We start from the raw sequence: 23,912 nt of genomic DNA, 5'->3' as shown, positions 1-23,912 counted from the left end.
CGGAATCATCCGGACGGGGGAGGCAGGCGGCCCGCACCTGCGCTGGACAGGCCGGGCGCCCTGCCGCAGGGTTGAGGCTGCTCGGTACGGCGGGAGGTCCGACAGGCGATGGCAGAACGGGGCGGCGTCGTCGTCGTGCGTCCGCACGAGGAGCTGCGCGACGACATGGTGCCCAGGCTCCGGCTGGAGCTGCTCCGGGCCGCGGCGGACGAGCCGCCCATGGTCGTCTGCGACCTGCGCGGCGGGGTCCGGGACGCCGCCGCCCTCGCCGTGCTCCCCGAGATCGCGCAGACCCTGCGACGCTGGCCCGACTGCCCCTTCGTGGTGCTCGTCGACGACCCGGTCCGGGCGCGGATCCAGGCGGACGGCGGGTCCGGGCTCACCGTCGTGACCGATCTCGCGCAGGCGCCCGCGCCGCGGCGGCTGCCGGCCACCGACCGGTCCTCGATCCGGCTGCAGCCCACCCTGCACGCCCCCGGGGTCGCGCGCCGCTGGCTCACGGCGGTCCTGCAGGGCTGGGGCCGGCTCGACGAGGTCGCCGTCGCCGCGCTCGTCCTCGACGAGCTCGTGACGAACGCCGTCGTGCACGCCGGGACCGAGGTCGACATCGGGGTGACCCGGCGGCCGGACCGGCTCGAGGTCACCGTCGGGGACCGCAGCCGCGACCCGCTCGTGCGCCGGACGCCCGCCGAGGGCGACGAGCGCGGGCACGGGCTCGTCCTCGTGGATGCCCTGTGCAGCCGCTGGGGCGTCCTGCCCCGGCACCCCGAGGGCAAGCTCGTCTGGGCGGTCCTCGACCGCTGAGCGGCGCCCCGGCGGCCTGTGCGACGGTCAGGCGGCCGGTCAGGTGCGGGGCTCGAGGACTGCGTTGACGGCGGCGACGATCGCGTGCCGCGCGACGCCGTCCAGCCCCCGCAGCGCCTGCGCCCGCCGGGTCGCCTCGTAGCCCGTGACCGCCGCCCCGTCGTCGGCGACGGCGAGCTCGACGATCGCGCGCAGGCGCGCCGCGGTCCCGAGCACCCGCACCGAGCGCGCGGGCGCGGACGGCGGCAGCGCGTCGTGGACGAGCACACCGTCCCGGACGGCCGCGATCGCCTCGGCCGCGTCGTCCCGCCAGCGGGCGACGTCGAGCCGGGCGAGCTCCTCGGTCGCCTCCCGGAGCGCCTCCTTGAGCGCCCGCTCGGCCTCGCCGAGGCTGCCCGTGGCGTCGACCCGGCGGGGACCGGCCGTCAGCACCCGCCACGTGACGAGCGCCCCGGGCTCCCAGGCCGAGCCGAACTCCTCGACGACGGGCAGCAGCGCGAGGCTCGGCGGCACCGCCCCCGGCCCCGGGTCGGGGGCCGCCGTGAGGACCGCCTCCCCGGCGTCGAGGGCCAGCGTGTTGAGCGGCGGCGGGCCCGGCAGGCCGAGGACGTCACCCGGTGCCGGCAGCACCGCGCGCAGCCCGGCGACGCCGTGCGCCTGCAGCCCGTCGAGCAGGTCGGCCAGCCGCAGCGGCGCGCCGGCGAACGCCGCGGCCGGCGGTACGGCGTGCGCGTCCGGGTCCTCGACAGCGTGCGGTTCGTCACTGCGGACGACCGCGCGGACCGCCCGGTCGCGGTCCGTCAGGCCTGCGAGCACGGCGCTGCCCCAGGCGGCGAGCCGGGCGGAACGGGGGACGTCGAGCACGAGAGCCAGGGTAGGTGCCGGGCGCCCGCGCCGCGTGCCCTAGGGTTTCGCCCCATGCGGGAGGTCCTGGACCTGATCGGCGTCAGCGTGGTGCGCGACGGCGCGACCCTTCTCGACGACGTCACGTGGACGGTGCGCGAGGGCGAGCGGTGGGTGGTGCTCGGCCCCAACGGGGCGGGCAAGACGACGCTCATGCAGATCGCCGGTGCGCGGATGCACCCGACGAAGGGCTCGGCGTCGATCCTCGGCGAGCAGCTCGGCAAGGTCGACGTCTTCGAGCTGCGGCCCCGGATCGGGCTGTCGAGCGCCGCGTTCGCCGAGAGCCTGCCCGCGAACGAGAAGGTCGGGGACGTCGTCCTCACCGCGGCGTACGCGATCGCGGGCCGCTGGCGCGAGCAGTACGACACCCAGGACCACCGCCGGTCCGAGGACCTGCTCGCCGCGTTCGGCGTCGCCCACCTCGCCGAGCGGACCTTCGGCACCCTGAGCGAGGGCGAGCGAAAGCGCGTCCAGCTCGCCCGCTCGCTCATGACCGACCCGGAGATCGTCCTGCTCGACGAGCCGGCCGCCGGGCTCGACCTCGGCGGCCGGGAGACCCTGGTCCGCGACCTCTCCGAGCTCGCCGGCGACAAGCGCTCGCCCGTGCTCGTGCTCGTGACGCACCACGTCGAGGAGATCCCGCCGGGCTTCACCCACGCGCTGCTCCTGCGCCAGGCCCGGGTGGTGGCCGCAGGTCCGGTCGAGGAGACCATCACGGCGGATACGCTGACGGCGACGTTCGACATCCCGCTCGATGTGGAGCGGGTCGGGAACCGGTACGCCGCGCGCCTTCGTCTGGACGGGTGACGGTCGCCTCCCGGCGGCCGCAGGATCGGGGTGGACGACATGTGGCTGGTCTGGCTGGCCATCGCGCTGCTCGCGGCCCTCGCTGAGGTCGCGTCCCTCAACTTCGTGCTCCTGATGTTCGCCGGGGGCGCCCTGGCGGCAGCCTTCGCGGACGCGCTCGGCGCCCCGCTGCCCGTCGAGGTGGTCGTCTTCGCCGTCGTCTCGGTGGGCCTGCTCTTCGTCGGCCGGCCGCCGCTCGTCGCCTGGAGCGACCGCACCGCGCACCACCCGACGGGGGTGGCGGCCCTCGTCGGGCAGACCGCGGAGGTCCTCGCGGAGGTGGACCCCCGCGGCGGCCAGGTCAAGCTCGCCGGGGAGGTCTGGTCCGCCCGGGCCGAGGGCCCCGGCAGCGTGCTGCCGCTCGGGACCCGGGTCACCGTGCTGCGGATCGACGGTGCGACCGCGGTCGTCGCCGCCGAGCCGCCGCAGCTCGGGACGGCGGCTCAGGAGCCGGACGCCCCCGCGACGTAGACCAGGGCCTCCACCTGCGGTCCTGACGGCAATTCGGGCATGTCACGCCCGTCAGATCCGCCGTACCGCCGAGCCTGGCCCGCACCTAGCGTCGATCCAGCAGGACGCCGGCCCGACCCGCCGGCGCCAGAGGCGGACCGACGGAGGTGAACGGCGTTGGCGACCACATCGCCTGCCCCGACGCTGCCCGCGACCGCCGCCACTGCCCCCACCGCCCGTGTCGCGGGGGGCTGGCCGGTCGCCGCCGAGGACATCGGTCCCTGGGCGTCGGGCTACCACCCTGCGCTCGTCGGCTACCTCCGAGGCTTCGGGACCGCGATCGTCTCCGTCACCGGCGACCCCGACCGGCTCCAGGCGGCCGCGGCGACGTGGGAGCAGGCCGCGAGCACGCTGGACGACCTCGTCCGGCGTCTGGACGCGACCGAGCAGGACATCCCCACCTGGCGGGGGGCCGCCCGGACCGCCTACGAGCACGCCCGGGCCGTCACGCGCCGCCGATTCGCCGACGAGGCCCCGCGCGCCCGGGCGACCGCCGGGGCGCTGCGCTCGGCCGCTGCGGCGGAAGGCGAGGCCCGGGCCGCCGCGATCGGCGTCACCGCCGCGTTCCTCGGCTCCGCGGAGGCTGCGAGGCTGCGCGCCCTCGCCGTCCCGATGACGGCGGGGGGACCGCTCGTGGCCTGGCGTACCGAGCTGGTGCGGATCTTCGCCGACCACGCCGACCTGGCCCGGAACGTGGTCGAAGCATTCCGTGCCCGGATGGCCGAGGTCGTCGCGGCCCTGGAGTCCACCGAACCGTCGTGGGTCGGGCAGGCGGCCCGGCGGGTCGGCGACTTCGTCCACTACGACGTGCCGGAGCGCCTCGACGAGCTGGTGAACCTCCCCGTCTACCGGGACGGGCGTATCCCGACGGCCGACCTCGGCAGCGCCGCGGCGATCGACTCGCTCGTCAAGGTGTGGGCGGAGCGCGGCCACCTCACCACCCCCGAGACCGGGGCCGTCGGCAGCTACGCCGGGGCCACCGTGGGGCCGCTGGCGTGCGTCGCAGGCGCCGGAGCGGGGAGCGTGGCCACCGCCCGCGTCCCGTGGCTGTCCCGTTCTCTGGGGAAGATCGCGGCGGCCTGCGCCGCGGCGGAGGCCGCCTCCTACGTCGTCAACAAGCAGCCGTCGGTGCAGGCACTTCTGGGATGGGCGCCCGACAGCGTGCTGCCGGACGGCGCCGCCGTGCGGCTGGGCGTGCGTGACGCCGGTGCGCTCCCGACGCTCTGGGCGGGCAGGTCCCGGGCCTGGGCGTGGGAGGCGGAGGACCACAAGGTCCGCCTCGGCTGCACGCGCTTCGACTACCTCGCCACTCCCACGCCACGCACCGGTCTCGCCTGGCTGAACGGCACGTTCTCGACGATGACGACGGACGCCAAGGTGTCGGGCGGCGTCTTCTCCGAGCTCAACGCCCAGGTCGGCGTGCCCGGCGGCCGCCTCTCCGCCCGGGGCTGGCACCCGGTCGCCGGGAGCAGCCGCGAGGGGGCCCTGTTCTGCGGCGTGTACATGAACCTGACCTGGCGCTGACCTGCTCGACGAGCCGGCGGCTCAGGAGCCGGACGCACCCGCGACGTAGAGCGCCGCGACCTCGTCGGCGGCCAGCGCACGCGACCACGACCCGACCTCGTCGAGCCCGCCCGCGACCGCCGGGTCACCCGGCGCCGGGGTGTGCGTGAAGTTCGCCCCGAACACCGAGTAGAAGTAGCCGAGGTCGACCTGGCCGGCGCGCAGGTACGCGTCGGTGAGCAGCCCGGTGCTCGTCGCGGCCGCCGTCCCGACGGCGGTCCCGTCGACGTAGAGCGTCAGCGTCGTGCCGTCGAACGTGGCCGTGGCCTGGTGCCAGAGCCCGTCGGCGACGGTCCGCGTCGAACGGACGAGGGTGAACACCGGGCGGCCCGGGCGGGGCACCTGGCCGTTCGCGAGCTCGGAGCGGACGGCGGTCACGACCTTGCCGTCGTTGTCGAGCCAGAGCACCCGGTCCGTCGTGCCCGTGCCGTCGGCGGCCGCGCTCCAGCCGGCCAGCGCGCCGCCGCGGCGCGACGTCGTCCGGAACCACAGGGAGGTCGTCCAGGCCGTCCCGAGGGTCTGGGGGGCGTCCGCGACCGCCCCGCCGCTGCCGGCGAGGGTGACGGCCGCGTCCCCGGTCGTCACGCCGTCCGGCGCGGTCGTCGCCCCGGTGAGGGTCGCCGTCCGGCCGTTGCCGCTCGCGTCGGACTGGGTGCCGGCCGCGGCCCCGTCCGTGGTGTCACCGAGGCGCCACCAGACGTCCGGCGTCGTCGTCAGGGCCGCCGTGGCCAACGGCGCCGGGGCGTCCGTGCGGACCGCCACGGCGGCCGACCACGCCGACCACCCGGACGCCGTCCCGCCGGTCGCGCGCACCCGGTACCGGACGCTCGCCCCCGGCGTCGCCGTGGCGTCGGTGAAGCGCAGCTGCGGGATCGTGAAGGCCCACGACTCGACGGACGCCGTCCCGACGAGGGTGCCGTCCTCGCGGCGCACCTCGTAGCCGATGACGCCGGTGTCCCGGTCCCAGGTGCCCGGGACCGTGACGACGACCCGGCCGGCGCCGGTGGAGTGCGCGACGGGGGCCGGCGGCGTGGCCGGCGCCGCGTCGGTGCTCTTGGGCACGAACCGGGTCAGGCCCTGCTGCGCCGAGCCGTTGACCGTCGTGAAGTCGCCGCCGACGAACAGCCGGGTCCCGTCGGTGGTCATGACCTGCGGCCCGACGACGGTCGTGCCGGCCGCGTTCGTGTTCGGCTGCCAGTGCCCGAACTCGCCCGTCGCCGGGTCGATCGCGTTGAGCCGGTACCAGACGAAGTCGTCGCGGAACCGCGGGCCGACGAAGCCGCCGACCATCCGCCCGCAGTCGTGGGTGTGGCTCGCGAAGTAGACCTGGCCCTTGAGCAGGACGACGGACTGCCCGGCGCCCGCGCACTCGTCCTGCCAGACGACGGACCCGTCGGCGATGTTCGCCCGGTAGACCCCCTCGAAGCAGCCGGGGGCGTCGGCGAGCGAGGTGACGTACGCGGTGTCGGCGGCCTCGTCGACCGCGATCCCGCGCACCGAGTAGACGCACGCCCCGACGGACTGGGCGGCCCACGGCTGCGGCGTGCCCGTCGTCGTGTCGACCGAGGCGATCGCCGGGTTCGGCAGGGCGTTGACCGTCGTGAAGGTGCCGCCGACGAGCAGGCGCCGCAGCGACGTGTCGACGGCGAGGACGTTCGGCCGGGCGTCGAGGTCGGCGGTGAAGCCGGTGAGGACCGCACCGGTGGTGGCGTTCAGTGCGGCGAGGCGGGCCTTGGCGCGGCCGCCGACCGTCGTGAAGTCGCCGCCGGCGTAGAGCGTCGTCCCGGTGCGCAGCAGCGTGGTGACCCGCGCGTTCGGCGCGGCGTTGAACCCGGTGCGCAGCGCACCGTTCGACGTCGCGACCGCGGCGAGCCGCGGCCGGGAGACGCCGTTGACGGTCGTGAAGTCGCCGCCGATGTAGAGGGTCGCGTTGTCGGCCGAGAGGGCGAGGGCGCGGACCTGGCCGTTGAGCGTCACACGGAACGACGTGACGACGCCGGTCGCGGCGGAGAAGGCGGCGAGGTAGGTGCGCGGGGTCGAGGTCGTCGCCCGCGGGGCCCGGACGGCGGTGAACGTGCCGCCGGCGTAGAGGACGCCGCCGCCGGTGACGAGGGCGTGCACCTCGTTGTTCGTCTGGTGCTGCGCGGCCGCGACGCCGCTGAGCGTCTGGTCCCCGGTGACCGCCGCGGACGCACCCGGCCCGGTGGCGAGCCCGGCACCGAGGACGGCGAGGACGGCGGACGTGACGACGGCCAGACCACGGACGACCCGCTGCGACCCCATGAAGTGCTCCTTCGACTCACGCTGCGAAGGCCCCCCGGCCACGGAACGGCGGGTGCGTCCCGCACGTCGGTACGGGCGACCCAGGACTCACTGTCACGGATGACGCACCACTCGGCGTAGCGCCGAACGGGTTGCCGTTACGATGAGTCACCTGATCGGCGGACTACGTCCCCATGAGTTGGAGCCCTTGATGCAGGCGTCCCAGGCAGTCCTCTACTTCGTCCTCCTCGTCCTCGCGCTCCTCGTCGTCACGACGGTGGCGCGGGCCGTCCGGATCGTGCCGCAGGCCACCGCGGTGATCGTCGAGCGCTTCGGCAAGTACAACCGGACCCTCGACGCCGGGCTGCGCTTCCTCATCCCGTTCGTCGAGCGGCCCCGTGCCATCGTCGACCTGCGCGAGCAGGTCGTCTCCTTCCCGCCGCAGCCGGTCATCACGAGCGACAACCTCGTCGTGAGCATCGACACCGTCATCTATTTCCAGCCGACGGACCCGAAGTCCGCCGTCTACGAGATCGCCAACTACATCCAGGGCATCGAGCAGCTCACCGTCACGACGCTGCGCAACGTCATCGGCTCGCTCGACCTCGAGCAGACCCTGACGAGCCGCGACCAGATCAACGGCCAGCTCCGCGGCGTCCTCGACGAGGCGACCGGCCGCTGGGGGATCCGCGTCAACCGGGTCGAGCTCAAGGCCATCGACCCGCCGGCGAGCGTGCAGGACTCGATGGAGAAGCAGATGCGCGCCGAGCGGGACCGCCGTGCGGCGATCCTCAACGCCGAGGGCGTCAAGCAGTCCCAGATCCTCACGGCCGAGGGCGACAAGCAGTCCTCGATCCTGCGGGCCGAGGGCCAGGCCCAAGCTGCCATCCTCAAGGCCCAGGGTGAGGCGCGCGCGATCCAGCAGGTCTTCGACGCGATCCACCGCGGCAACCCGGACTCCAAGCTGCTCGCCTACCAGTACCTGCAGATGCTGCCGCAGGTGGCGAACAGCCCGTCGAACAAGCTCTGGATCATCCCGACCGAGCTGACCCAGGCACTGCGCGGCATCGGCAGCGCGCTCGGCGGCTCGACCGACGGCACCGGCACCTGGGTGCCGGGGGAGCCGTCCGGCAGCGGCCTGGCCGCCGACCTCGCGCACACCACGCTGCAGGAGCCCGAGGAGGCGCTGCGCCAGGCCCGCGCCGAGGCGGACGCCGCGTCGGCCGACGCCGAGGGCGCGGCCCGGGTCACCGGCCAGGAGCCGCCCACGGCACCGCCGGCCGGCTGAGCCCGCCCGCCGGCTGAGCCCGGCAGCGACACCCGTCAGGCGGTCGCGGACGCCCTGTCCGCGATCGCCTGACGTGCTCCCAGGACCAGGTCGACGTACCACTGCGCGTGGTTGTACGCGAAGAGCGCGTCCCGGACCCCGTCGTCGGAGCCGCCCTCGGCGCCGCTCGCGCACAGGTAGCGGGCCGCCGTCCAGACCGCGTCCGCCGGGTCCCACGCGTCGACGTCCCCGTCGTGGTCGCCGTCGACGGCGTACGACGCGAACGTCGCCGGCATGAACTGCATCGGGCCGATCGCGCCCGCCGACGACGGGCCGTTGTTGCGGCCGTGGCCGCTCTCGACCTGCCCGACGGCGGCGAGCAGCGTCCAGTCCACCCCCGGGCAGGACGGCGCCGCCGCCCGGTACAGCCGCTCGAACTCCAGCGGGATGCCGAGGGCGCCGGTGGCGCCGGACGCCGCGAGCCGGCGCAGCCGCGCGGCCTCCTGCGCGGCGGCAAGCCGGGCCGCGGCCGCCTTCGCCGCCTCCGCTCCGCGCGCCTCGGCGTCGAGCCGGTCCAGCGCCGTCCGGGCGCGCCCGAGCGCCTCCTCGGCGGCCGAGGCGTCGTCCTGCACCGCGCGGAGCGCGACCGCGAGCCGGTCGTCGGCCTCGGCCGCGACCCGGGCGGCTGCGGCCGAGCGGGCGGCCCGGGCGCCGGCGGTCGACAGGTCCAGGGCCGACCGCCGGGCGAGGTCGCCCTCGATCCGGTCGAGCGTCGAGAGCCGCCACATCGCCTCGTCGAGGTCGGGGGCACCGAGGACCGTCACCGCCAGCGCCGCACCGCCGTCGGTGTACAGCGCGCGGATCCGGGCCGCGTGCGCCACCTGGGTGCTGCGCAGGTGCACGGCGTCGGCGTCCCGGACCCGGTCCACCCCGGCCGAGACCGTGAACGCGGCGGCGAGCCGGTCCGCGGCGTCGGCCGCCGCGCGCGAGCGCTCCTCGTAGCGCGCCGTCAGCGTGTCGACCTGGCGGGCCGCGGCCTCCGCACGGGCCCGGGCGGCGCGCGCCTTCGCGTCGAGCCGCTCGACCTTCGCGGCGGCAGGTGCCTCGTCGGACGCGCCGGTCGCGGCCCGCACCCGCGCGGCCGCCGGGGCCGCCCCGCCGGGGACCGCGAGCAGCACCACGACGAGGGCCATGAGCACGCGGGCCCGCAGGGTCGCGCCCCGGCCCCGTCGCCCCGTCGTCCGCCCGCCCACGTCGGGACCATCGACAGCCCGGCCGCGCGGCTTGACCGGCCGTCGGGGGGACCCTGCGCCGCCCCGCCCGGACGCCGGATAGCCTCGCAGCCGTGACCTGGCCCGAGGCGCTCGCCGTCCTGCTCGCGGGTGTCGGGGCCGGGACGATCAACGCCGTCGTCGGCTCGGGCACCCTCATCACGTTCCCGACGCTGCTCGCGCTCGGGTACCCGCCGGTCACCGCGAACGTCTCGAACAACATCGGCCTCGTCTTCGGCAGCGCGACCGCGGCGTGGGGCTACCGCCGCGAGCTCGAGGGGCAGCGGCGCAACGTCGTCCGGCTGGCCCCGCTGTCGTTCCTCGGCTCCGTGCTCGGCGCGGTGCTGCTGCTGCGGCTGCCGGCGTCGGCGTTCGAGGCGGTCGTCCCGGTGCTCATCGTCGTCGCGCTCGTGCTCGTCGTCCTCCAGCCGCGGATCTCGGCGTGGACGGCGGCCCGCCGGGAGGCGGCGGGCACGGTGCACACCGGCCCCGGCGCCGCGGCGGGGGCCGGCACGCTCGCGGCCGGCGTCTACGGCGGGTACTTCGGTGCCGCGCAAGGGGTGCTCCTCGTCGGGATGCTCGGATCCCTTCTGCCCGAGTCCCTCCAGCGGGTCAACGCGCTCAAGAACCTGCTGTCGTTCGTCGTCAACCTCGTCGCCGCCGTGACCTTCCTCGTCGTCCGGCCGGGCGCCGCGGACTGGCCCGTCGTCGGTCTCGTGGCCGCCGGGTCGGTCGCGGGCGGGCTGCTCGGGGCCAAGGTTGGGCGCCGGTTGCCCCCGCAGGCGCTGCGCGCCGTCATCGTCGTCGTCGGGGTCGTCGCCATCGTGCGGCTGCTCTCGTCGTGAGCAGGGCCGAGCAGGAGGCCGCGCTCGTGGCGGAGCGGGCGGCGGCGGCCGCCGCGGTCGAGCACCTCACCGCGCGCGTCGAGACCGTCGACGACCCGCGGGTCACGGACTTCGTCGGGCTCACCGACGTCGCGCTGCGGTCGCGGTCGGAGCCGGGGCTCGGCCTCTACATGGCCGAGAGCGAGAAGGTCGTACGGCGGGCGCTCGACGCGGGCCACCGCCCCCGGGCGCTGCTGCTCTCCGACCGCTGGGTGGGGCCGATGGCCGACCTCGTCCGGGACGTGCACGCGCGCGGCGGCGAGATCCTCGTGGGCACCGAGCCGACGCTCCAGGCGATCACCGGGTTCAACGTGCACCGCGGGGTCATCGCCTCGATGGCACGGCCCGCCCTGCCGGCGGTCGCGGACCTGCTCGCCGGGGCGCGGCGCGTCGTCGTCCTCGAGGACGTCGTCGACCACACGAACGTCGGCGCGATCTTCCGCTCGGCCGCCGGGATCGGCGCGGACGCCGTCCTCGTGAGCCCGCGGTGCGCCGACCCGCTGTACCGGCGCTCGGTGCGCGTCTCGATGGGCACGGTCTTCCAGGTGCCGTGGACCCGGATCGCGCCGTGGCCGGGCGGCCTCGACGCCGTCCGCGCCGCAGGCTTCACCGTCGCGGCGCTGGCGCTCACCGACGACGCCGTCGGCCTCGACGCCCTCGAGGCCGACCCGCCGCAGCGGCTGGCGCTCGTGCTCGGCACCGAGGGGGACGGCCTCTCGGCGGGCGCCGTCGAGGCTGCCGACCTCGCCGTCCGGATCCCGATGGCCGGGGGAGTGGACTCCCTCAACGTCGCGGCCGCGGCCGCCGTCGCGCTGTGGGCGGTGCGGGTCCGGGACTGACCGGGCTGCTCGGGGGCGCTACTCCTGGGGCACCGGGTTCGCCAGGCCTTCGACGACCTCGACGCCGGGCATCGCGGCGAGCACCGCGCCCGGCAGGACGAGCTTGCTGCCGCGCACGCCGCTGCCGACGACGAGGGCGGCGACCTGCGCGACGCGGGCGTCGACGAGCACCCGCCAGCCCTCCGGCAGCCCGACCGGGGTGATGCCGCCGTACTCCATACCGGTCCGGGCGACCGCGTCGTCCATCCCCATGAACGAGCACTTGCGGACGTCGAGGAGCCGCTTCACGGTGCCGTTGACGTCGGCCCGGGTCGTCGCGAGGACGACGCAGGCCGCGACCCGCTCCTGGCCCTCGCGCTTGCCCGAGATGACGACGCAGTTGCCCGAGACCTCCGGCAGCACGCCGTACGTCTGCGTGAAGACGGACGTGTCGGAGAACGCCGGGTCGATCGGCGCGACGCCGACGGCCGGCGCGTCCGGCCAGTCCCCGAGGAACGCTGCGACGGGGGCGCCGAGGAGGTCGGGCCGGCTCAGGGCAGGGACGGTGTCGAGGCTGCCGACGGTCGCAAGAGTCACGGCGTCAGCATGCCAAACGCCACCGCGGTCCCTCGTCCTCTGGTGGCATCAGCACTCCAAGCCCGAGTTTCGGGGTACTGACGACACCAGAGGACGCACGCGGGTCAGACCTCGAACAGCTCCGCGAGCGGACGGCGCGGGGTGAGCGGGGCGTCGACGAGCGGGCGGCCGACCCGCAGGAGCACCTGCGGCAGCCCCCAGATCCCGAGGACGTCGGCCACCTCGGGCCGCAGCGAGGTGTCCTGGAGCGCCTGCTCGGCGAACGTCGCCACGAGCCCCTTGGCCGTCGCGACGAGGAGCAGCCGCTCGAGGGCGAGGCCGGCGACGACCCAGTCGTGCCGGGTGTCGCCGCGGGTCGAGATGACCAGGACGGTGCTGCGGGCCAGCTCCTCCTCGACCTCGCCGGCCTCCGGGGCGCCGCGGTGCCCGCCGTGCACGAGCGAGTCGACGGGGAACGGCGACGTGCCGAGCGCGCTGCTCGGGATGCCGTCGACGACCTCGCCGGCGTTGCTGCCGCCGCGCCGGACCCAGCGCTCGACCTCGCTGCGGAGCTCGGGGTCGGCGGCCTGGGCCCGGACGGCGCGGCGCAGCAGGTGCGCGAGCCGGCGGCGGGCGGCGGCGTCCGCGACGCTCAGCCGGGCGCCCTCGACCGCGACGGCCTGGCGCAGGTCGAGCAGGTCCTCCTCGGCCACGGCGTGCGAGCGGTAGACACGGCGGTGGGTGTGCCGCAGCGGCACCATCCGGGCGAGGTCGGTGTCGGCCGCGGAGGCCGGCACCCGGGCCGTGACGCGCACGGTCGCGACGAGGGCCGGCTCTGCCGGGTCGGGCAGGGTCGCGGTGTCGACGGTGTACCCGAGGCCGCGCAGCGCGACAGCCGCGTTGAGCACCGCCGTCCCGCAGGAGATGATCCGGTCCCGGCCGTGCGGGTCGATGACCGGGACGGCCCGCGCGGTGTCCTCGACGATGCCGAGCCCGTCGCGCAGCCGGCGCAGCAGCCACGGCTGGGAGTTGTGGATCGAGGGGGCCCATCGGGCCGCCTCGGCCGCCACGAGGAGCTCCTCCTGGGGCAGAACGGGACCGGCCGGGTCCCCCTCGGGGACGCCCAGCCGGCTCTCTGCTGCTGCGGTCACGAGAACCACCGCCTACACCTCATCGCTTCACGGTAGGCAGGCGGGTGACGGCGATCACGGGGCGAAGGTCCCGTGCCGCAGCACCTCGCGGACGATCTCAGCCGGCGGCGTCGGGGGAGCGCAGCCAGGCGACGACCTCGGGGGAGGGCTGGAGCAGCCCGGCGCGGGCCCGGCCGAAGAGCCACCCCTCACCGAGGGCGACCCCGGCGGCCTGGAGCCAGCGGGCGTCCACGAGCGCCTCCACCCCGGCCGCGAGGACGTCGGCCCCGAGGTCGGCCGCGACGGCGAGCACGAGCCGGACGACGCGGGCCGCGATCTGGTCCCCGGCGACGCCGTGCACGAGGTCGCTGCCGAGCTCGACGAGGTCCGGGCGCAGGTCCGCGAGCCGGCGCAGCTCGGCCCGACCGCCGTCGACGACGCGGACGGCGACGAGGAGGCCGTGCTCGCGCAGCCCGGCGAGCACCGCCGCGAGCTGGGGGGCGTCCGCGGCCTCGGCCTCGCTCACCGCGACGACGACGCCGGAGAGGTCCCCCTCACCGAGGAGGGCCGACGTGACGTCGCGGTGCAGCAGCGCGGACGCCGTGACGTTCACGGCGAGGAACTGCCGCGGGTCGAGCAGCGGCCGCGCGCGCAGCGCCGAGGCGAGGGCCGCCGCCTCGAGGGCGGCGCCGAGCCCTTCGCGGTCGGCGGCCGCGAACCACGGCTCCGGGGAGCGGGCCGGCCACTCGACGACCCGGGTCAGGGCCTCGTACCCCGCCACCTCGCCGGAGCGCAGGTCGACGATCGGCTGGTAGACCGTGCGCAGCGGCTCCGCCCGGCGGAGCAGGACGGCGACGCCGGAACCGGCGGACGCCCGGTCGGGCGGCGTCGGCACGGCGGGCAGGTCCACCCGCGACAGTCTCGTGCAGCGAGCCCCGCGGACGGCGGATCTGGGCCCGCGCGTCGCGGCTCAGGCGGCCGAACCGGCCGGGACCGGCTCCGTCCCGCCGGGCCGGGCGCCGTCCGGCTGCGCGCCGTCGGGCTGCTCGGCGGGGCAGTGCTCCCGCAGCGCCACCACGACCTTCTCGCAGATCTCGCCGAGCCGCCGGGCGTCCTCGGGGGTCAGCGGGTCGAACAGGTGCGTCCGCACCGACTCCACGTGCGAGGGCGCGGCGTCGACGAGCGCGGCGAACCCGGCGTCGGTGAGGTTGGCGTAGGCGCCGCGGCGGTCGCTCGCGCACGTCTCCCGGACGACCCAGCCGAGCTCCTCGAGCCGGCTCACCGCGTGCGACAGCCGGCTGCGCGAGGAGTCCGCGGCGTCCGCGAGGTCGCTCATCCGCAGCCGCCGGTCGGGGGCCTCGGACAGCCGGACGAGGATGTCGTAGTACGCATGGCTGAAGCCCTTGGACCGCTGGAGCTCGCGCTCGAGCTGGGCGGCGAGGAGCTTCGTGGCGGCGAGGTAGGCGCGCCACGAGCGCTGCTCGTCGGCGCTGAGCCAGCGGGTCCCGGTCATGGACCCATCCTACGTTGGTAGTTGAGCGTTGAACATTACTTAGGTCCCGGTCGCGCGGGCACCTCTAGACTCCGCCGCGTGCGCCGAGCCCGCCTCCACCTCGCGACCTGCACCGTCCTCCTCGCCGTCGTGCTCGGGGGCTGCGGCCTCCCCGGCGGCGGCCCGGACGCCGGGACGGCGGCCCCGGCGACCTCCGCAGGAACCGCCGCGGCGGACGACACCGCTTCAGGGCCGACGACCGCGCCGACCCCGGAGCCGACCCCGTCAGCCACGCCGGCGGGCCCGCGCAGGACGACGTTGGCGTTCGCGGGCGACGTCCACTTCGCCAACCAGGTGGCCGACGTGCTCGACGACCCGCAGACCGGGCTCGCGGAGCTGCAGCCGTACCTGTCGACGGCGGACCTGGCGATGGTCAACCTCGAGACCGCGATCACGACCCGTGGCCAGGAGATGCCCAAGAAGTTCCACTTCCGGGCGCCGGCGACGGCCTTCGCCGCGCTCGCCGCCGCCGGGGTGGACGTCGTGACCCTCGCGAACAACCACGCCGTCGACTACGGCGAGGTCGGCCTGCGCGACACCCTCGCCGCCCGCGCGAAGGCCCCGATCCCCGCGGTGGGGCTCGGCAAGGACGCCGCCGACGCCTACGCGCCGGCGATCCTCGACGTGGACGGCGCGAAGGTCGCCGTGCTCGGCGCGACCCAGGTCCCGGACTGGACGCTCGCCACCTGGCCGGCCCGCCCCGGCCGGCCCGGCGTCGCCGCGGCCTCCGACCCCGCCCGGCTCGCGGCCGCCGTCCGGGCCGCCCGGAAGAAGGCCGACGTCGTCGTCGTGTACCTGCACTGGGGCACCGACTACACGACCTGCCCGAACGCCCTGCAGAAGCGGACGGCGCGGGCGCTGGCCGACGCCGGGGCGGACGTCGTCGTCGGCGCGCACGCGCACCGGCTCCAGGGGGCCGGCTGGCTCGGCGACACCTACGTCTCCTACGGCCTGGGCAACTTCGTCTGGTGGCGGCGCAACTCGGTCGCGGACGCGACGACGGGCGTCCTCACGCTCGGTGTCGAGGGGCGGCGGGTCGTCTCCGCGCGCTGGACGCCGATGCTCGTCAGCGCGGACGGCATCCCCCGGGTGCCGGACGCAGCGGCGTCGAAGCGGATGCGCCAGGCCTGGGACGCCGCCCGCGACTGCACCGGACTGGCCGCGCGACCGGCCGGCTGAGGGTCCGTACGGGCCCGGACGTCATGCCGCTGGGTCACCTCGGTCACGACTTCTCCGGTTCGCCCCGCAGCCGGACTACCGGTCTGTAATTATCCCTCTGTAATCGCGTGACCACATGGGGTAATGTCCCTGCCGGATCACCGGCGCGCGAGCGGGGAGGTCGCGAATGCAGCCACACGTCGTCCCGACGGCTGCCGGCGTTCCGGTGGGAGCCACCCCGAGGGTGGCCTCACCGGCCCGGCCGCTCGTCGTGCCCGGAGCGCGCCGTGACACGGTGCCCGCGCCGCGCACCCTCGAGGACCCCGCCCCGGAGCCTGCCCCGCAGGACCGTCGTCCCCGCCGCTGGTGGGACCGTCGGCGCAGCGGTGACGCAGCCATCTGGCGCTCGGCCCTGGCCGTACTCGACGCCGCCCCCGACGCCGTCCTCGGTGTCGACGCGGACGGTGTGACGATGTTCGCGAACTCCGCGGCGACGGTCCTCCTCGGCGCACCGCGCGAGGTCCTCGTCGGCACCGCGGCCGCCGAGCTCGTGCCGGACCTGCCCGCCGCGCTCGTCGAGGTCCGGCGCCGGGTCGGGCACGGCGTCGCCGTCGACCCGGCGGGGGAGAGCCTGGAGCTCCTGGCCCGCACCGTCGGCGGGGCCGAGCTGCCCGTCGCCGTCTGGTCGACGCCGTTCTCGACGCCGGACGGCGGCTTCGTCGTCGCCGTGACCCTGCGCGACCTGCGCAGCCAGCACGACGTCGACGACCTGTGCCTGCGGCTGGACCTCGAGGCCCGCGAGGCCCGCGACACCGTGCACGCCGTCCTCAAGGCGGTCACCGACCGGGTCGTCGTCCTCACCGACCCGCAGGGCCGCATCACCAAGGTCAACCGGGCCGCCGAGAAGCTCCTCGGCTACCGCGCCGAGGAGCTCGTCGGGCGGCCGTCGACGCGCCTGTCGGACCCGGTCGACCTCGCGGAGGTCTGTGCGGAGCTGGGCGTCCCGGACGGGGTCGACCCGCTCCTCGAGCTGGCCCGCTGGGGCCTGCCGAACCGGCAGGACTGGGACTTCGTCACCAAGGACGGCCGGCGTCGGCCGGTCTCGCTGTCGGTCAACGCGGTCGGCGAGCGGGAGAGCCCCGTCGGGTACGTGTGCGTCGCGAGCGACCGGTCGGTGGAGTGGCAGCAGGTCGCCGCGCGGCGGCCCGCAGCGGCGGGCGGCGAGCGGCTCCTGCTCGACCTCGACGACGCGGCGACCCGGGTGCTTCGCTGGGGCGTCGGGCGGTCCGGGGCGCGGTAGCGCATCCAGGACGCAGCACCGAGGACGACCACCCGTCGTCACCGGGCCGACCTACACTGCGCCGGTGACGACGAACGAGACCCCGCTGTGGCAGTGGTCGGCCCGGGAGGTCGTCGCCGCGACGACGTCCGGTGACGTGAGCTGCGAGGAGGTCGCGCGCGCCGTCGCCGACCGGGTCGCGGCCGCGAACCCCGCGGTGAACGCCGTGACGCTCGACCTCGGCGAGCAGGGCGTCGAGGCGGCGCGGGCCCTCGACGAGGCGTTCGCCCGCGGCGCTGCGCCCGGCCCGCTCCACGGCGTCCCGGTGACCATCAAGGACAACATCGACGTCGCGGGGCAGCGGACGCCGAACGGGCTGCCGGGCCTGGCGGGCCTCGTCGCGCCCGGGGACTCCCCGGTGACCCGGAACTGGCTCGGCGCCGGAGCCGTGCTCGTCGGCCGCACGAACACCCCCGAGGTGTCGATGCGGCCGACGACGGACAACCCGCTCTACGGCCTCACGCTCAACCCGTGGGACGCCGCGTACTCCTGCGGCGGCTCGTCCGGCGGTGCCGGCGTGAGCGCCGTCCTCGGGTTCGGCGCCCTGGCCCACGGCAACGACATCGGCGGCTCGGTGCGGATCCCCGCGCTGCACTGCGGCGTCCCGGGCATCAAGCCCTCGCAGGGCCGGGTCCCGGCGTACCTCACGTCGGCCGCCGTCGAGCGCTCGACCGTGGCCGCGCTCATGTCGGTGCAGGGCGTCCTCGCCCGGTCCGTGGACGACGTCCGGCTGGGGCTGTCGGTCATGGCCCGGCGCGACGTCCGGGACCCGTGGTGGGTGCCGGCACCGCTGGAGGGTCCCGCGGTCCCGCGCCGGGCCGCCGTCCTGCGGCACGTGGACGGCGAGGTGGAGACCGCGCCCGACGTCCTCGCGTCCCTCGACCGCGCCGTCTCGGCGCTCGTCGTCGCCGGGTACGAGGTCGTCGAGGTCGACGAGACCTCGTCCCCGGGGATGGCCCGGACGGCACGGCTCGCCGTCCGCCTGCTCATGAACGACCTCGACCACCAGCTGACGCCCGTCCTCGACCGGCTCGGCAGCGCGCAGATGCGCGCCTACTGGGCCGACCTGCGGGGGATGGCTGCGCCGTACGAGACCCCCGGCGAGCACGTCGACGACCTCGCGGCCCGCACGACGCTCGTCCGGGAGTGGTCGCTCTTCCTCGAGGAGCACCCGGTGCTCGTCGTCCCGCAGCTGCTCGGCGGCGTCCTCGAGGTCGGCGAGGACGTCCGCTCGCCCGAGGACGTCCGCCGGGTCTGGCACAGCCTCGCGCCGAGCATCGCGGTCAACCTGCTCGGGCTGCCGGCCGCGCTCGCCCCGACGGGGCTCGACGACCGGGGCCTGCCCTCGGGCGTCCAGCTCGTCGGGTCGAAGTACCGCGAGGACGTCTGCCTCGACGCCGCGCAGGCCGTCGAGGACACCTGCGGCCGGCTCGCGCCGGTGCTCTGGGGCCGCGACGGCTGAACCGTCGCGGCCCGCCCCGGGCGGGCACACTTCAGGCGCGGAACGCGTTGACCCGGGGGAGCGTCCCTGCGGGGGGCGGGGGACGACCGCCGGACGGCGGGCGGCACGGAGGTGGACGGCATGGGGCGACGGCGCGGCAGGATGCGCCGCCGCGTCGTCGGCGGGGCCTTCGACCTCGTCGCCGACCGGGCCCCCTGGCTGACCGACCACGCGTACCGGGTCGTCGCGGCGCCGCTGCAGTGGGTCGACCCGGGCGGTGCCGCCCAGGCGGCGCACGGCCGGCTCGACACGATCCGGGACCGGATCGCCGCGATGGCCGCGACCGGGCGGGTGCCCCGCGCCGAGCAGCGCAGGATCGCCCGCGACCTGGCCCGCACCCGGGACGACCTCGGCCGGATCGTCTCCCGGCTGCCGCCGGTGCAGGCGACGGCGCTGACCCTGCGCCTCGACGCCTACGTCGAGGCGTTCGACGCACTGCCCGGACCCGCGGCGACCGCGGTGGCCCGCCGCGGACGGCGCCGCTCCCTCGCGGAGCGCGGACGTGACGCCGCTGTGCTCTCCGGCGCCGCGGCGACGGCGTGGGCCGGCCTGCTCGTCGGCGGTGCCGGCACCGTCGCCGTCGAGGGCGCCCTCGCCGCGGGCGCCGCCGGGGCCGCCGGCGCGACCNGCGAGCTCGGAGACCCGCTCCCGGCGCCGGCGGCGGGAGCGGGTCTCCGAGCTCGCGAACGCGCTCGCCGCGGCGGACACCCACGTGCCCGCGGCCGGCGGCGTCACCGTCCCGCAGCTGGACCGCGCCCGCGCCGACCTGCTCCGACGGGCGGCGGCCGCGCGCCGCCTCGACGCGCGCGGGGCCGCCCTGCTCCGGTCGATCGACGGGCACCTCGACGACCTGCTCGTGCGGCTGCTGCGCGACGACCTCGACACCGACGTCGCGTTCCTCGTCGAGGCGACCGTGACCCGCTACCTCCCCGACACCCTCGAGCCGTTCCTCGCGCTCGAGGACCCCCGTGCTGTCGTCCGCGGCCGGCCCGCCGCGGTCGAGGTCGCCGACCAGCTCGCGGCGATCGACCGCGCCCTCGACCAGGCCCGGGCCCGGCCGGGCCGGCATCACCTCGAGACGCAGCTGCACCTGCAGGGCGAGTTCCTGCGCACGAAGTTCGGCGAGGGCCCGGCGCCCGCGGGCCGGCCGGGCGAGGCGCCGCCGGCCTGAGCCGGACGGCGACCGGCGTCGTCACGGCCGCCCGGCGGCGTCCCAGGCCCGGTGCCCCTCGATCGTCCGTTCCCACAACCGGTCGAGCGCCTCGCCCGGCACGCCCTGGAAGTGCAGGCCGAACACGTCGGCGAGCGCCTCGAACCACTGCGGCCGCCGGGCGAGCTCGACCGGCCGGCAGGCAGGGTCGCCGCCGACCCGGCCGAGGACGACCCCGCGCATCACGTCCGCGCCGGCCGCGTCCCGTCGCTGCGCGGTGCCGACGCGGACGAACCCCGAGTCCGGGGACGTCGCGAGCCAGGCGTGCCGTGCCGCGAAGTCCTCCTGACGGGCCGGCGCGTCGAACCAGCTCATCCGCGACACCGCCGAGCCCTCGACGGTCAGCCGCCGGTCACCGACGCCGTCCGCCGGCCGGGACAGCTCGAGGCCGTACGGGCCCTGCCGCCAGAATCCGGTCAGGAGCGGCAGCGGCGTGTGGAGGGCGTCGCCCAGCCCGGTGTCGAGGTACCAGACGCCGTCCGGGTTCTCCGCCGACGGCAGCCCGGCCACCGTGAGCACGAGGTGGTTGTGGAACGCGTCCGGGTTCGGGCCGGCCGGCTCGTGGACGCCGCCGACGTGCCGCGTCACCCGGTAGCCGAGGGTCGTCAGCAGCTCGGCGAGGGCGCCGTTGAGGTGGTAGCAGTAGCCGCCGCGCCCCGCGTGGACGATGCGTCGGGCGGCGGCACCCGCGTCGACGTCCCAGCCCAGACCGGCCTGGATCCACAGCGTCTCGTACGGGACCCGTTCGACGTGGCGCCGGTGCAGCCGGTGCAGCGCGTCGACGGACGGTGGTTCGGCGTCGAGCCCGAGCCGCCGCAGGTAGCCGTCCCTGAGGTCGTCGTCGAGGCCGCCGCGCCGGCTCACGTCACGCCCCGCCGCCCTGGTGCGCCAGGTAGGTCGCCCCGAGGTCGAGGTCGCCGTGGCCCGCCGCGACGGCGCGGTCGAGGTGCTCGCGGACGACGGCCAGCACACCGAGGTCGATGCCGGCCGAACGGGCCGCGTCGACGACGTACCCGGCGTCCTTCGCGGCGCCCGCGAGGCTGAAGGACGGCGTGAAGTCGCCCGCGAGCATCGCGCGGCCCTTGAGGCCGACGTACGGCGCGTCCATCGCGCCGCCGCGGACGGCCTCGAGGAACAGCGCCGGGTCGAGGCCAAGGCCGTCGGCGAGGGTGAGGCACTCGGCGATCCCCTCGACGACCGTGACGACCCAGGCGTTCGCGACGAGCTTGAGCCGTGACCCGGCACCCGCCTCGCCGACCCAGAGGGTCCGGCTGCCGATCGCGTCGAGCACGGGCGCCACCGTGGCGCGCACCGGCTCCGGTCCCGAGGCGAGGACGACGAGGGTGCCGTCCTCGGCGGGCTTCTTCGTCCCGAGGACCGGGGCGTCGACGTACGTGAGACCGAGGTCCGCCGCGAGGCCGGCGAGGCGCTCGGCACCGTCGACCCCGACGGTGCTCGTCTGCAGCCAGACCGTGCCCGGGCGCAGCCCCGGCCCGGCGGCGGTCATCACCTCGACGACGCTGCCGGCGTCCCAGAGCATCGTCACGACGACGTCCACGTCCCGGACCGCCTCGGCAGGAGAGCCGGCGGCGTGCGCGCCGGCCGCGGCGAGCGGCTCCGCCTTCGCCCGGTCGCGGTTCCACACCCGCAGCCCCAGACCGGCTGCCGCGATGTTGGCCGCCATGCCCGCGCCCATGGTCCCGGTGCCGAGGAGGGCGACGGTCGGTGCGCCGGTCGTGGTCGGGCCTGGTGTCTGCGTCATGGCTGCACCCTAGGCAGCCCTCGTCGTCACCGCTCCTGCCGCCTGCCGCCGGGTCCCCGGAAGCCCTTGACAGTGATTCCTGTCAAAGGAGAGGCTGGGCCCGTGCCCGACATCGCCGTCCTCGACGCCCCCGACGTCGCCGCGGCCGCCCTGGAGCCGACCCGGGCCCGGCTGCTCGCCGCTCTCGCGCACGAGCCGGGCTCGGCGGCGCAGGTCGCGGCCCGGCTCGGGCTGCCCCGGCAGCGCGTCGGGCACCACCTGCGCGCACTGGAGGACAAGGGGCTCGTCGTCGAGGTCGGCACCCGCCGGCACGGCGGCCTCACCGAGCGGGTCCTCGCGGCCTCGGCGAAGGCGTACGTCGTCTCGACGGCGGCGCTCGGCGAGGCCGGCGCCGACCCGGCCCGGATCGGCGACCGGCTCTCGGCCGGCTATCTCGTCGCGGTCGCGGCCCGGGCCGTGCGCGAGGTCGGGCAGCTGCTGCGCGGGGCCGAGCGGGCCGGCCGACGGCTGCCGACGCTGACCGTCGAGACCGAGATCCGGTTCGCCTCCGCGGCCGACCGTGCCGCGTTCGCGAACGACCTCGCGGCGTGCGTGCGTGACCTCACCGCCCGCTACCACGCGGAGGGCGCGCCGGGCGGCCGCTGGTACCGACTCGTCGCGGTCAGCCACCCGCGCCCGGGCGGCCCGGCCGACCCGGCACCCCTTCCACCACCTGCCGAGGAGGCACCGCAATGACCGAGGAGCAGACCCGTGAAGGGCGCGTCATCGACCTGTCCGTCGACGTGCCCGGCACCGTCGAGGAGGTCTGGGCGGCGATCTCGACCGGTCCGGGGATCGGGTCGTGGTTCGTCCCGCACGCGCTCGAGGAGCGCGTCGGCGGCGCCGTCACGATGGACTTCGGCGACTTCGGCACCGACACCGCGACGGTCACGGCCTTCGAGCCGCCGCGCCGGATCGAGCTCACGAGCCACGGCGACCGCGCGCTCGCCTACGAGTGGACCGTCGAGGCCCGGGACGGCGGCACGTGCGTCGTCCGACTCGTCAACAGCGGGTTCGGGCCGGGGGAGGACTGGGACGCCGACTTCGACGCGATGACCCTGGGCTGGCGGGTGTTCCTCGCGAACCTGCGCGCGCACCGGACGCACTTCCCCGACCGGACGGCGCAGCCCGTGGCTCTGAACGGCTGGGCCCCGGGCCCGCACGACCCCGCGTGGCAGGAGCTCTGCCGGGTCACCGGCATCGACCCCGCACTGCGCGCGGGGGACCCGTTCGCCACGGGGGGCGACGGGGCGGACCCGGCCGTTCCCGTCGAACGCGGCCGGGTCGAGGAGGTCCTCACCGAGCCGGGCGCCCTCACGGCCTACGTCGTCCTGCTCGACGAGCCGGTGCCGGGCACGGCCATCGTCATCGCCGAGGGGGCCGGGGACCGGGTGCTCGTCGGCTTCCAGCGGTACTCGTACCCGGACGCCACGACCGGTCCGGCGTTCACGGCGTGGCATCCGTTCTTCAGCGAGAGGTTCCCGCTCGACGCGCAGCCCTGACGGCACGCAAGAATGCGGCCGTGCGCCTGTCCGACGCCGATGCCCGGCGCCTCCTCACCACGGCCGACCACGCCGTCCTCGCGGTGAACGACGCCGCCGGGCCGCCGCTCGTCGTCCCGGTCACCGTCGCCGCGCTCGACGTCGGCGGGACGGCGTGCCTCGCCTTCGCCGTGGACCACAAGCCGAAGTCCGGCGCCCGGCTGCGCCGGCTGCGGCTCGTCGAGGCCGACCCGCGGGTCGCCGTCCTCGCCGAGCACTACGAGGCGGACTGGACCCGGCTGTGGTGGGCCCGCGCCGACGGCCGCGCCGAGGTCCTCGGCCCGGACGACGACGGCCCCCGCGGGGCCGCGCTCGACGCGCTGGCCGCGACGTACCCGCAGTACCGGGCCGTCCGGCCCACCGGCGAGGTGGTGCTCGTCCGGGTGGAGCGGTGGAGCGGCTGGTCCGGCGAGGAGGCACCGTGACCGTCGTCCGTCGGGCCGACCTCGCCGTCACGCCGTGGAAGAACGGCCTCGGCCGCAAGGCCGACATCGCCGAGGGCGACGGCTGGTTCGTCGGCCTCGCCTGGCTCGACCGGGACGCCGCCTTCTCCGACTTCCCCGGCACCGACCGCACGTGCGTGCTCCTCGAGGGCGGCGGCTTCACCCTCGAGGTCGAGGGCCGCGCGCCGCTGGTCTACCGCGACCCCGGGACGGCGCACTCCTTCCCCGGGGACGTCCCCACCCGGTGCGTCCTCGCAGCGGGCCCCTGCGTCGTCGTCAACGTCATGACCCGCCGCGGCGACCTGGAGCACCGCGTCGAGGTCACCGGCACCCTGCCCGGCGACGGCTGGGCGGTCGTCCTGCGCGGCGGCCTGCGACCGGTCGCCGGGGACGAAGGCGTCTCGCCGGAGGCCGGACCGGGCGACGTCGTCGCACTGCCGCACCAGGGGGTCGCGTCACCGGACCTGCTCGTCGTCGCGGTCCGTGCCCCGTTCCGCACGCAGGTCTAGGGTTGGCCCCGGGCGGGTTCCCGC

Annotated in this window: 24 protein-coding genes; 15 read left to right on the top strand and 9 right to left on the bottom strand. The window is 76.4% G+C overall.

Annotated features, from left to right (window positions below):
* Positions 1-108 precede the first annotated feature (108 nt).
* Positions 109-804 (top strand): ATP-binding protein, encoded by a 696-nt coding sequence (locus EDJALFJO_RS25615; RefSeq protein WP_088289154.1) that lies wholly within the window; start codon positions 109-111, stop codon positions 802-804.
* 39 nt (positions 805-843) lie between these two features.
* Here EDJALFJO_RS25615 and EDJALFJO_RS34540 read toward each other — a convergent pair whose 3' ends face one another.
* Positions 844-1,668: a hypothetical protein gene (locus EDJALFJO_RS34540; protein ID WP_088289153.1), complete on the bottom strand. Its 825-nt coding sequence runs from the start codon at positions 1,666-1,668 to the stop codon at positions 844-846.
* Between the two features lie 54 nt (positions 1,669-1,722).
* On the opposite strand from EDJALFJO_RS34540, the gene EDJALFJO_RS25605 reads away from it, so the two are divergent.
* From EDJALFJO_RS25605 to EDJALFJO_RS25595, 3 genes are all read left to right on the top strand, one after another.
* Positions 1,723-2,514, top strand: coding sequence for an ABC transporter ATP-binding protein (locus EDJALFJO_RS25605; protein WP_088289152.1), 792 nt, complete (start codon positions 1,723-1,725; stop codon positions 2,512-2,514).
* A 39-nt stretch (positions 2,515-2,553) separates the two neighbouring features.
* Entirely contained in the window at positions 2,554-3,024 is a 471-nt protein-coding gene (locus EDJALFJO_RS25600; RefSeq protein ID WP_088289198.1) for an NfeD family protein, read from the top strand.
* 156 nt (positions 3,025-3,180) lie between these two features.
* Positions 3,181-4,587 (top strand): hypothetical protein, encoded by a 1,407-nt coding sequence (locus EDJALFJO_RS25595; protein ID WP_088289151.1) that lies wholly within the window; start codon positions 3,181-3,183, stop codon positions 4,585-4,587.
* Between the two features lie 21 nt (positions 4,588-4,608).
* Here EDJALFJO_RS25595 and EDJALFJO_RS25590 read toward each other — a convergent pair whose 3' ends face one another.
* Positions 4,609-6,909, bottom strand: coding sequence for a LamG domain-containing protein (locus EDJALFJO_RS25590; RefSeq protein ID WP_088289150.1), 2,301 nt, complete (start codon positions 6,907-6,909; stop codon positions 4,609-4,611).
* Between the two features lie 190 nt (positions 6,910-7,099).
* On the opposite strand from EDJALFJO_RS25590, the gene EDJALFJO_RS25585 reads away from it, so the two are divergent.
* A complete protein-coding gene (locus EDJALFJO_RS25585; protein ID WP_088289149.1) occupies positions 7,100-8,176 on the top strand; it encodes an SPFH domain-containing protein in 1,077 nt (358 codons plus the stop codon).
* A 35-nt stretch (positions 8,177-8,211) separates the two neighbouring features.
* On the opposite strand, the gene EDJALFJO_RS33740 is transcribed toward EDJALFJO_RS25585, so the two are convergent.
* Positions 8,212-9,408: a lytic transglycosylase domain-containing protein gene (locus EDJALFJO_RS33740; RefSeq protein ID WP_198950633.1), complete on the bottom strand. Its 1,197-nt coding sequence runs from the start codon at positions 9,406-9,408 to the stop codon at positions 8,212-8,214.
* Positions 9,409-9,500: 92 nt separating this feature from the next.
* On the opposite strand from EDJALFJO_RS33740, the gene EDJALFJO_RS25575 reads away from it, so the two are divergent.
* Both EDJALFJO_RS25575 and EDJALFJO_RS25570 read left to right on the top strand, forming a co-directional pair.
* Positions 9,501-10,271: a sulfite exporter TauE/SafE family protein gene (locus EDJALFJO_RS25575; protein ID WP_088289148.1), complete on the top strand. Its 771-nt coding sequence runs from the start codon at positions 9,501-9,503 to the stop codon at positions 10,269-10,271.
* Positions 10,268-11,149 carry an RNA methyltransferase gene (locus EDJALFJO_RS25570; RefSeq protein WP_233150033.1) on the top strand — a complete coding sequence of 294 codons (882 nt, stop codon included), beginning with the start codon at positions 10,268-10,270 and terminating at the stop codon, positions 11,147-11,149. The genes EDJALFJO_RS25575 and EDJALFJO_RS25570 overlap by 4 nt, the downstream gene beginning before the upstream one ends.
* A gap of 18 nt (positions 11,150-11,167) precedes the next feature.
* Here the strand turns inward: EDJALFJO_RS25570 and EDJALFJO_RS25565 are convergent, their stop codons facing one another.
* The 4 genes from EDJALFJO_RS25565 to EDJALFJO_RS25550 form a co-directional block, all read right to left on the bottom strand.
* The gene (locus tag EDJALFJO_RS25565; RefSeq protein ID WP_088289147.1) at positions 11,168-11,725 is read right to left on the bottom strand and encodes a YbaK/EbsC family protein; all 558 of its coding nucleotides are present in this window, start codon (positions 11,723-11,725) and stop codon (positions 11,168-11,170) included.
* Between the two features lie 104 nt (positions 11,726-11,829).
* The gene (locus EDJALFJO_RS25560) at positions 11,830-12,855 is read right to left on the bottom strand and encodes a hypothetical protein (RefSeq protein WP_143448785.1); all 1,026 of its coding nucleotides are present in this window, start codon (positions 12,853-12,855) and stop codon (positions 11,830-11,832) included.
* A 97-nt stretch (positions 12,856-12,952) separates the two neighbouring features.
* Complete coding sequence (locus tag EDJALFJO_RS25555; RefSeq protein ID WP_158220570.1) at positions 12,953-13,744, bottom strand: EAL domain-containing protein; 792 nt, start codon at positions 13,742-13,744, stop codon at positions 12,953-12,955.
* A 60-nt stretch (positions 13,745-13,804) separates the two neighbouring features.
* Positions 13,805-14,347: a MarR family winged helix-turn-helix transcriptional regulator gene (locus EDJALFJO_RS25550; RefSeq protein WP_088289144.1), complete on the bottom strand. Its 543-nt coding sequence runs from the start codon at positions 14,345-14,347 to the stop codon at positions 13,805-13,807.
* Between the two features lie 78 nt (positions 14,348-14,425).
* Between EDJALFJO_RS25550 and EDJALFJO_RS25545 the strand changes: the two genes are divergently transcribed.
* The 4 genes from EDJALFJO_RS25545 to EDJALFJO_RS25530 all read left to right on the top strand — a co-directional run.
* Complete coding sequence (locus EDJALFJO_RS25545) at positions 14,426-15,565, top strand: CapA family protein (RefSeq protein WP_158220569.1); 1,140 nt, start codon at positions 14,426-14,428, stop codon at positions 15,563-15,565.
* Positions 15,566-15,839: 274 nt separating this feature from the next.
* Positions 15,840-16,844 carry a PAS domain-containing protein gene (locus tag EDJALFJO_RS25540; RefSeq protein WP_158220568.1) on the top strand — a complete coding sequence of 335 codons (1,005 nt, stop codon included), beginning with the start codon at positions 15,840-15,842 and terminating at the stop codon, positions 16,842-16,844.
* A gap of 64 nt (positions 16,845-16,908) precedes the next feature.
* Positions 16,909-18,345 (top strand): amidase, encoded by a 1,437-nt coding sequence (locus tag EDJALFJO_RS25535; protein WP_088289141.1) that lies wholly within the window; start codon positions 16,909-16,911, stop codon positions 18,343-18,345.
* 667 nt (positions 18,346-19,012) lie between these two features.
* Positions 19,013-19,555 (top strand): hypothetical protein (locus EDJALFJO_RS25530; RefSeq protein ID WP_233150032.1); only part of this gene is annotated, 543 nt, incomplete at its 5' end.
* A 21-nt stretch (positions 19,556-19,576) separates the two neighbouring features.
* Here the strand turns inward: EDJALFJO_RS25530 and EDJALFJO_RS25525 are convergent.
* Both EDJALFJO_RS25525 and EDJALFJO_RS25520 read right to left on the bottom strand, forming a co-directional pair.
* Entirely contained in the window at positions 19,577-20,458 is an 882-nt protein-coding gene (locus tag EDJALFJO_RS25525) for an arylamine N-acetyltransferase (RefSeq protein ID WP_158220567.1), read from the bottom strand.
* A gap of 1 nt (position 20,459) precedes the next feature.
* A complete protein-coding gene (locus tag EDJALFJO_RS25520; protein WP_088289138.1) occupies positions 20,460-21,356 on the bottom strand; it encodes an NAD(P)-dependent oxidoreductase in 897 nt (298 codons plus the stop codon).
* A 102-nt stretch (positions 21,357-21,458) separates the two neighbouring features.
* Between EDJALFJO_RS25520 and EDJALFJO_RS25515 the strand changes: the two genes are divergently transcribed.
* Genes EDJALFJO_RS25515 through EDJALFJO_RS25500 form a run of 4 tightly spaced genes read left to right on the top strand, consistent with a single transcriptional unit; the run spans position 21,459 to position 23,888 of the window.
* The gene (locus tag EDJALFJO_RS25515) at positions 21,459-22,091 is read left to right on the top strand and encodes a winged helix-turn-helix domain-containing protein (RefSeq protein WP_088289137.1); all 633 of its coding nucleotides are present in this window, start codon (positions 21,459-21,461) and stop codon (positions 22,089-22,091) included.
* The gene (locus EDJALFJO_RS25510; RefSeq protein WP_088289136.1) at positions 22,088-22,897 is read left to right on the top strand and encodes an SRPBCC domain-containing protein; all 810 of its coding nucleotides are present in this window, start codon (positions 22,088-22,090) and stop codon (positions 22,895-22,897) included. The genes EDJALFJO_RS25515 and EDJALFJO_RS25510 overlap by 4 nt, the downstream gene beginning before the upstream one ends.
* Positions 22,898-22,917: 20 nt before the next feature.
* The gene (locus tag EDJALFJO_RS25505; protein ID WP_088289135.1) at positions 22,918-23,361 is read left to right on the top strand and encodes a TIGR03668 family PPOX class F420-dependent oxidoreductase; all 444 of its coding nucleotides are present in this window, start codon (positions 22,918-22,920) and stop codon (positions 23,359-23,361) included.
* A complete protein-coding gene (locus EDJALFJO_RS25500; protein ID WP_158220566.1) occupies positions 23,358-23,888 on the top strand; it encodes a HutD family protein in 531 nt (176 codons plus the stop codon). The genes EDJALFJO_RS25505 and EDJALFJO_RS25500 overlap by 4 nt, the downstream gene beginning before the upstream one ends.
* Positions 23,889-23,912 lie beyond the last annotated feature (24 nt).

This window comes from Kineosporia sp. A_224, from assembly GCF_002198655.1.
GTDB lineage: Bacteria > Actinomycetota > Actinomycetes > Actinomycetales > Kineosporiaceae > R-H-3.
This window is presented reverse-complemented; position numbering and strand designations above follow the sequence as displayed.

Coding starts and splice junctions, on each gene's coding strand:
- EDJALFJO_RS25615 (WP_088289154.1), top strand. CDS start 109: ATGGCAGAACGGGGCGGCGTCGTCGTCGTGCGTCCGCACGAGGAGCTG.
- EDJALFJO_RS25605 (WP_088289152.1), top strand. CDS start 1,723: ATGCGGGAGGTCCTGGACCTGATCGGCGTCAGCGTGGTGCGCGACGGC.
- EDJALFJO_RS25600 (WP_088289198.1), top strand. CDS start 2,554: ATGTGGCTGGTCTGGCTGGCCATCGCGCTGCTCGCGGCCCTCGCTGAG.
- EDJALFJO_RS25590 (WP_088289150.1), bottom strand. CDS start 6,909: ATGGGGTCGCAGCGGGTCGTCCGTGGTCTGGCCGTCGTCACGTCCGCC.
- EDJALFJO_RS25585 (WP_088289149.1), top strand. CDS start 7,100: ATGCAGGCGTCCCAGGCAGTCCTCTACTTCGTCCTCCTCGTCCTCGCG.
- EDJALFJO_RS25550 (WP_088289144.1), bottom strand. CDS start 14,347: ATGACCGGGACCCGCTGGCTCAGCGCCGACGAGCAGCGCTCGTGGCGC.
- EDJALFJO_RS25520 (WP_088289138.1), bottom strand. CDS start 21,356: ATGACGCAGACACCAGGCCCGACCACGACCGGCGCACCGACCGTCGCC.
- EDJALFJO_RS25510 (WP_088289136.1), top strand. CDS start 22,088: ATGACCGAGGAGCAGACCCGTGAAGGGCGCGTCATCGACCTGTCCGTC.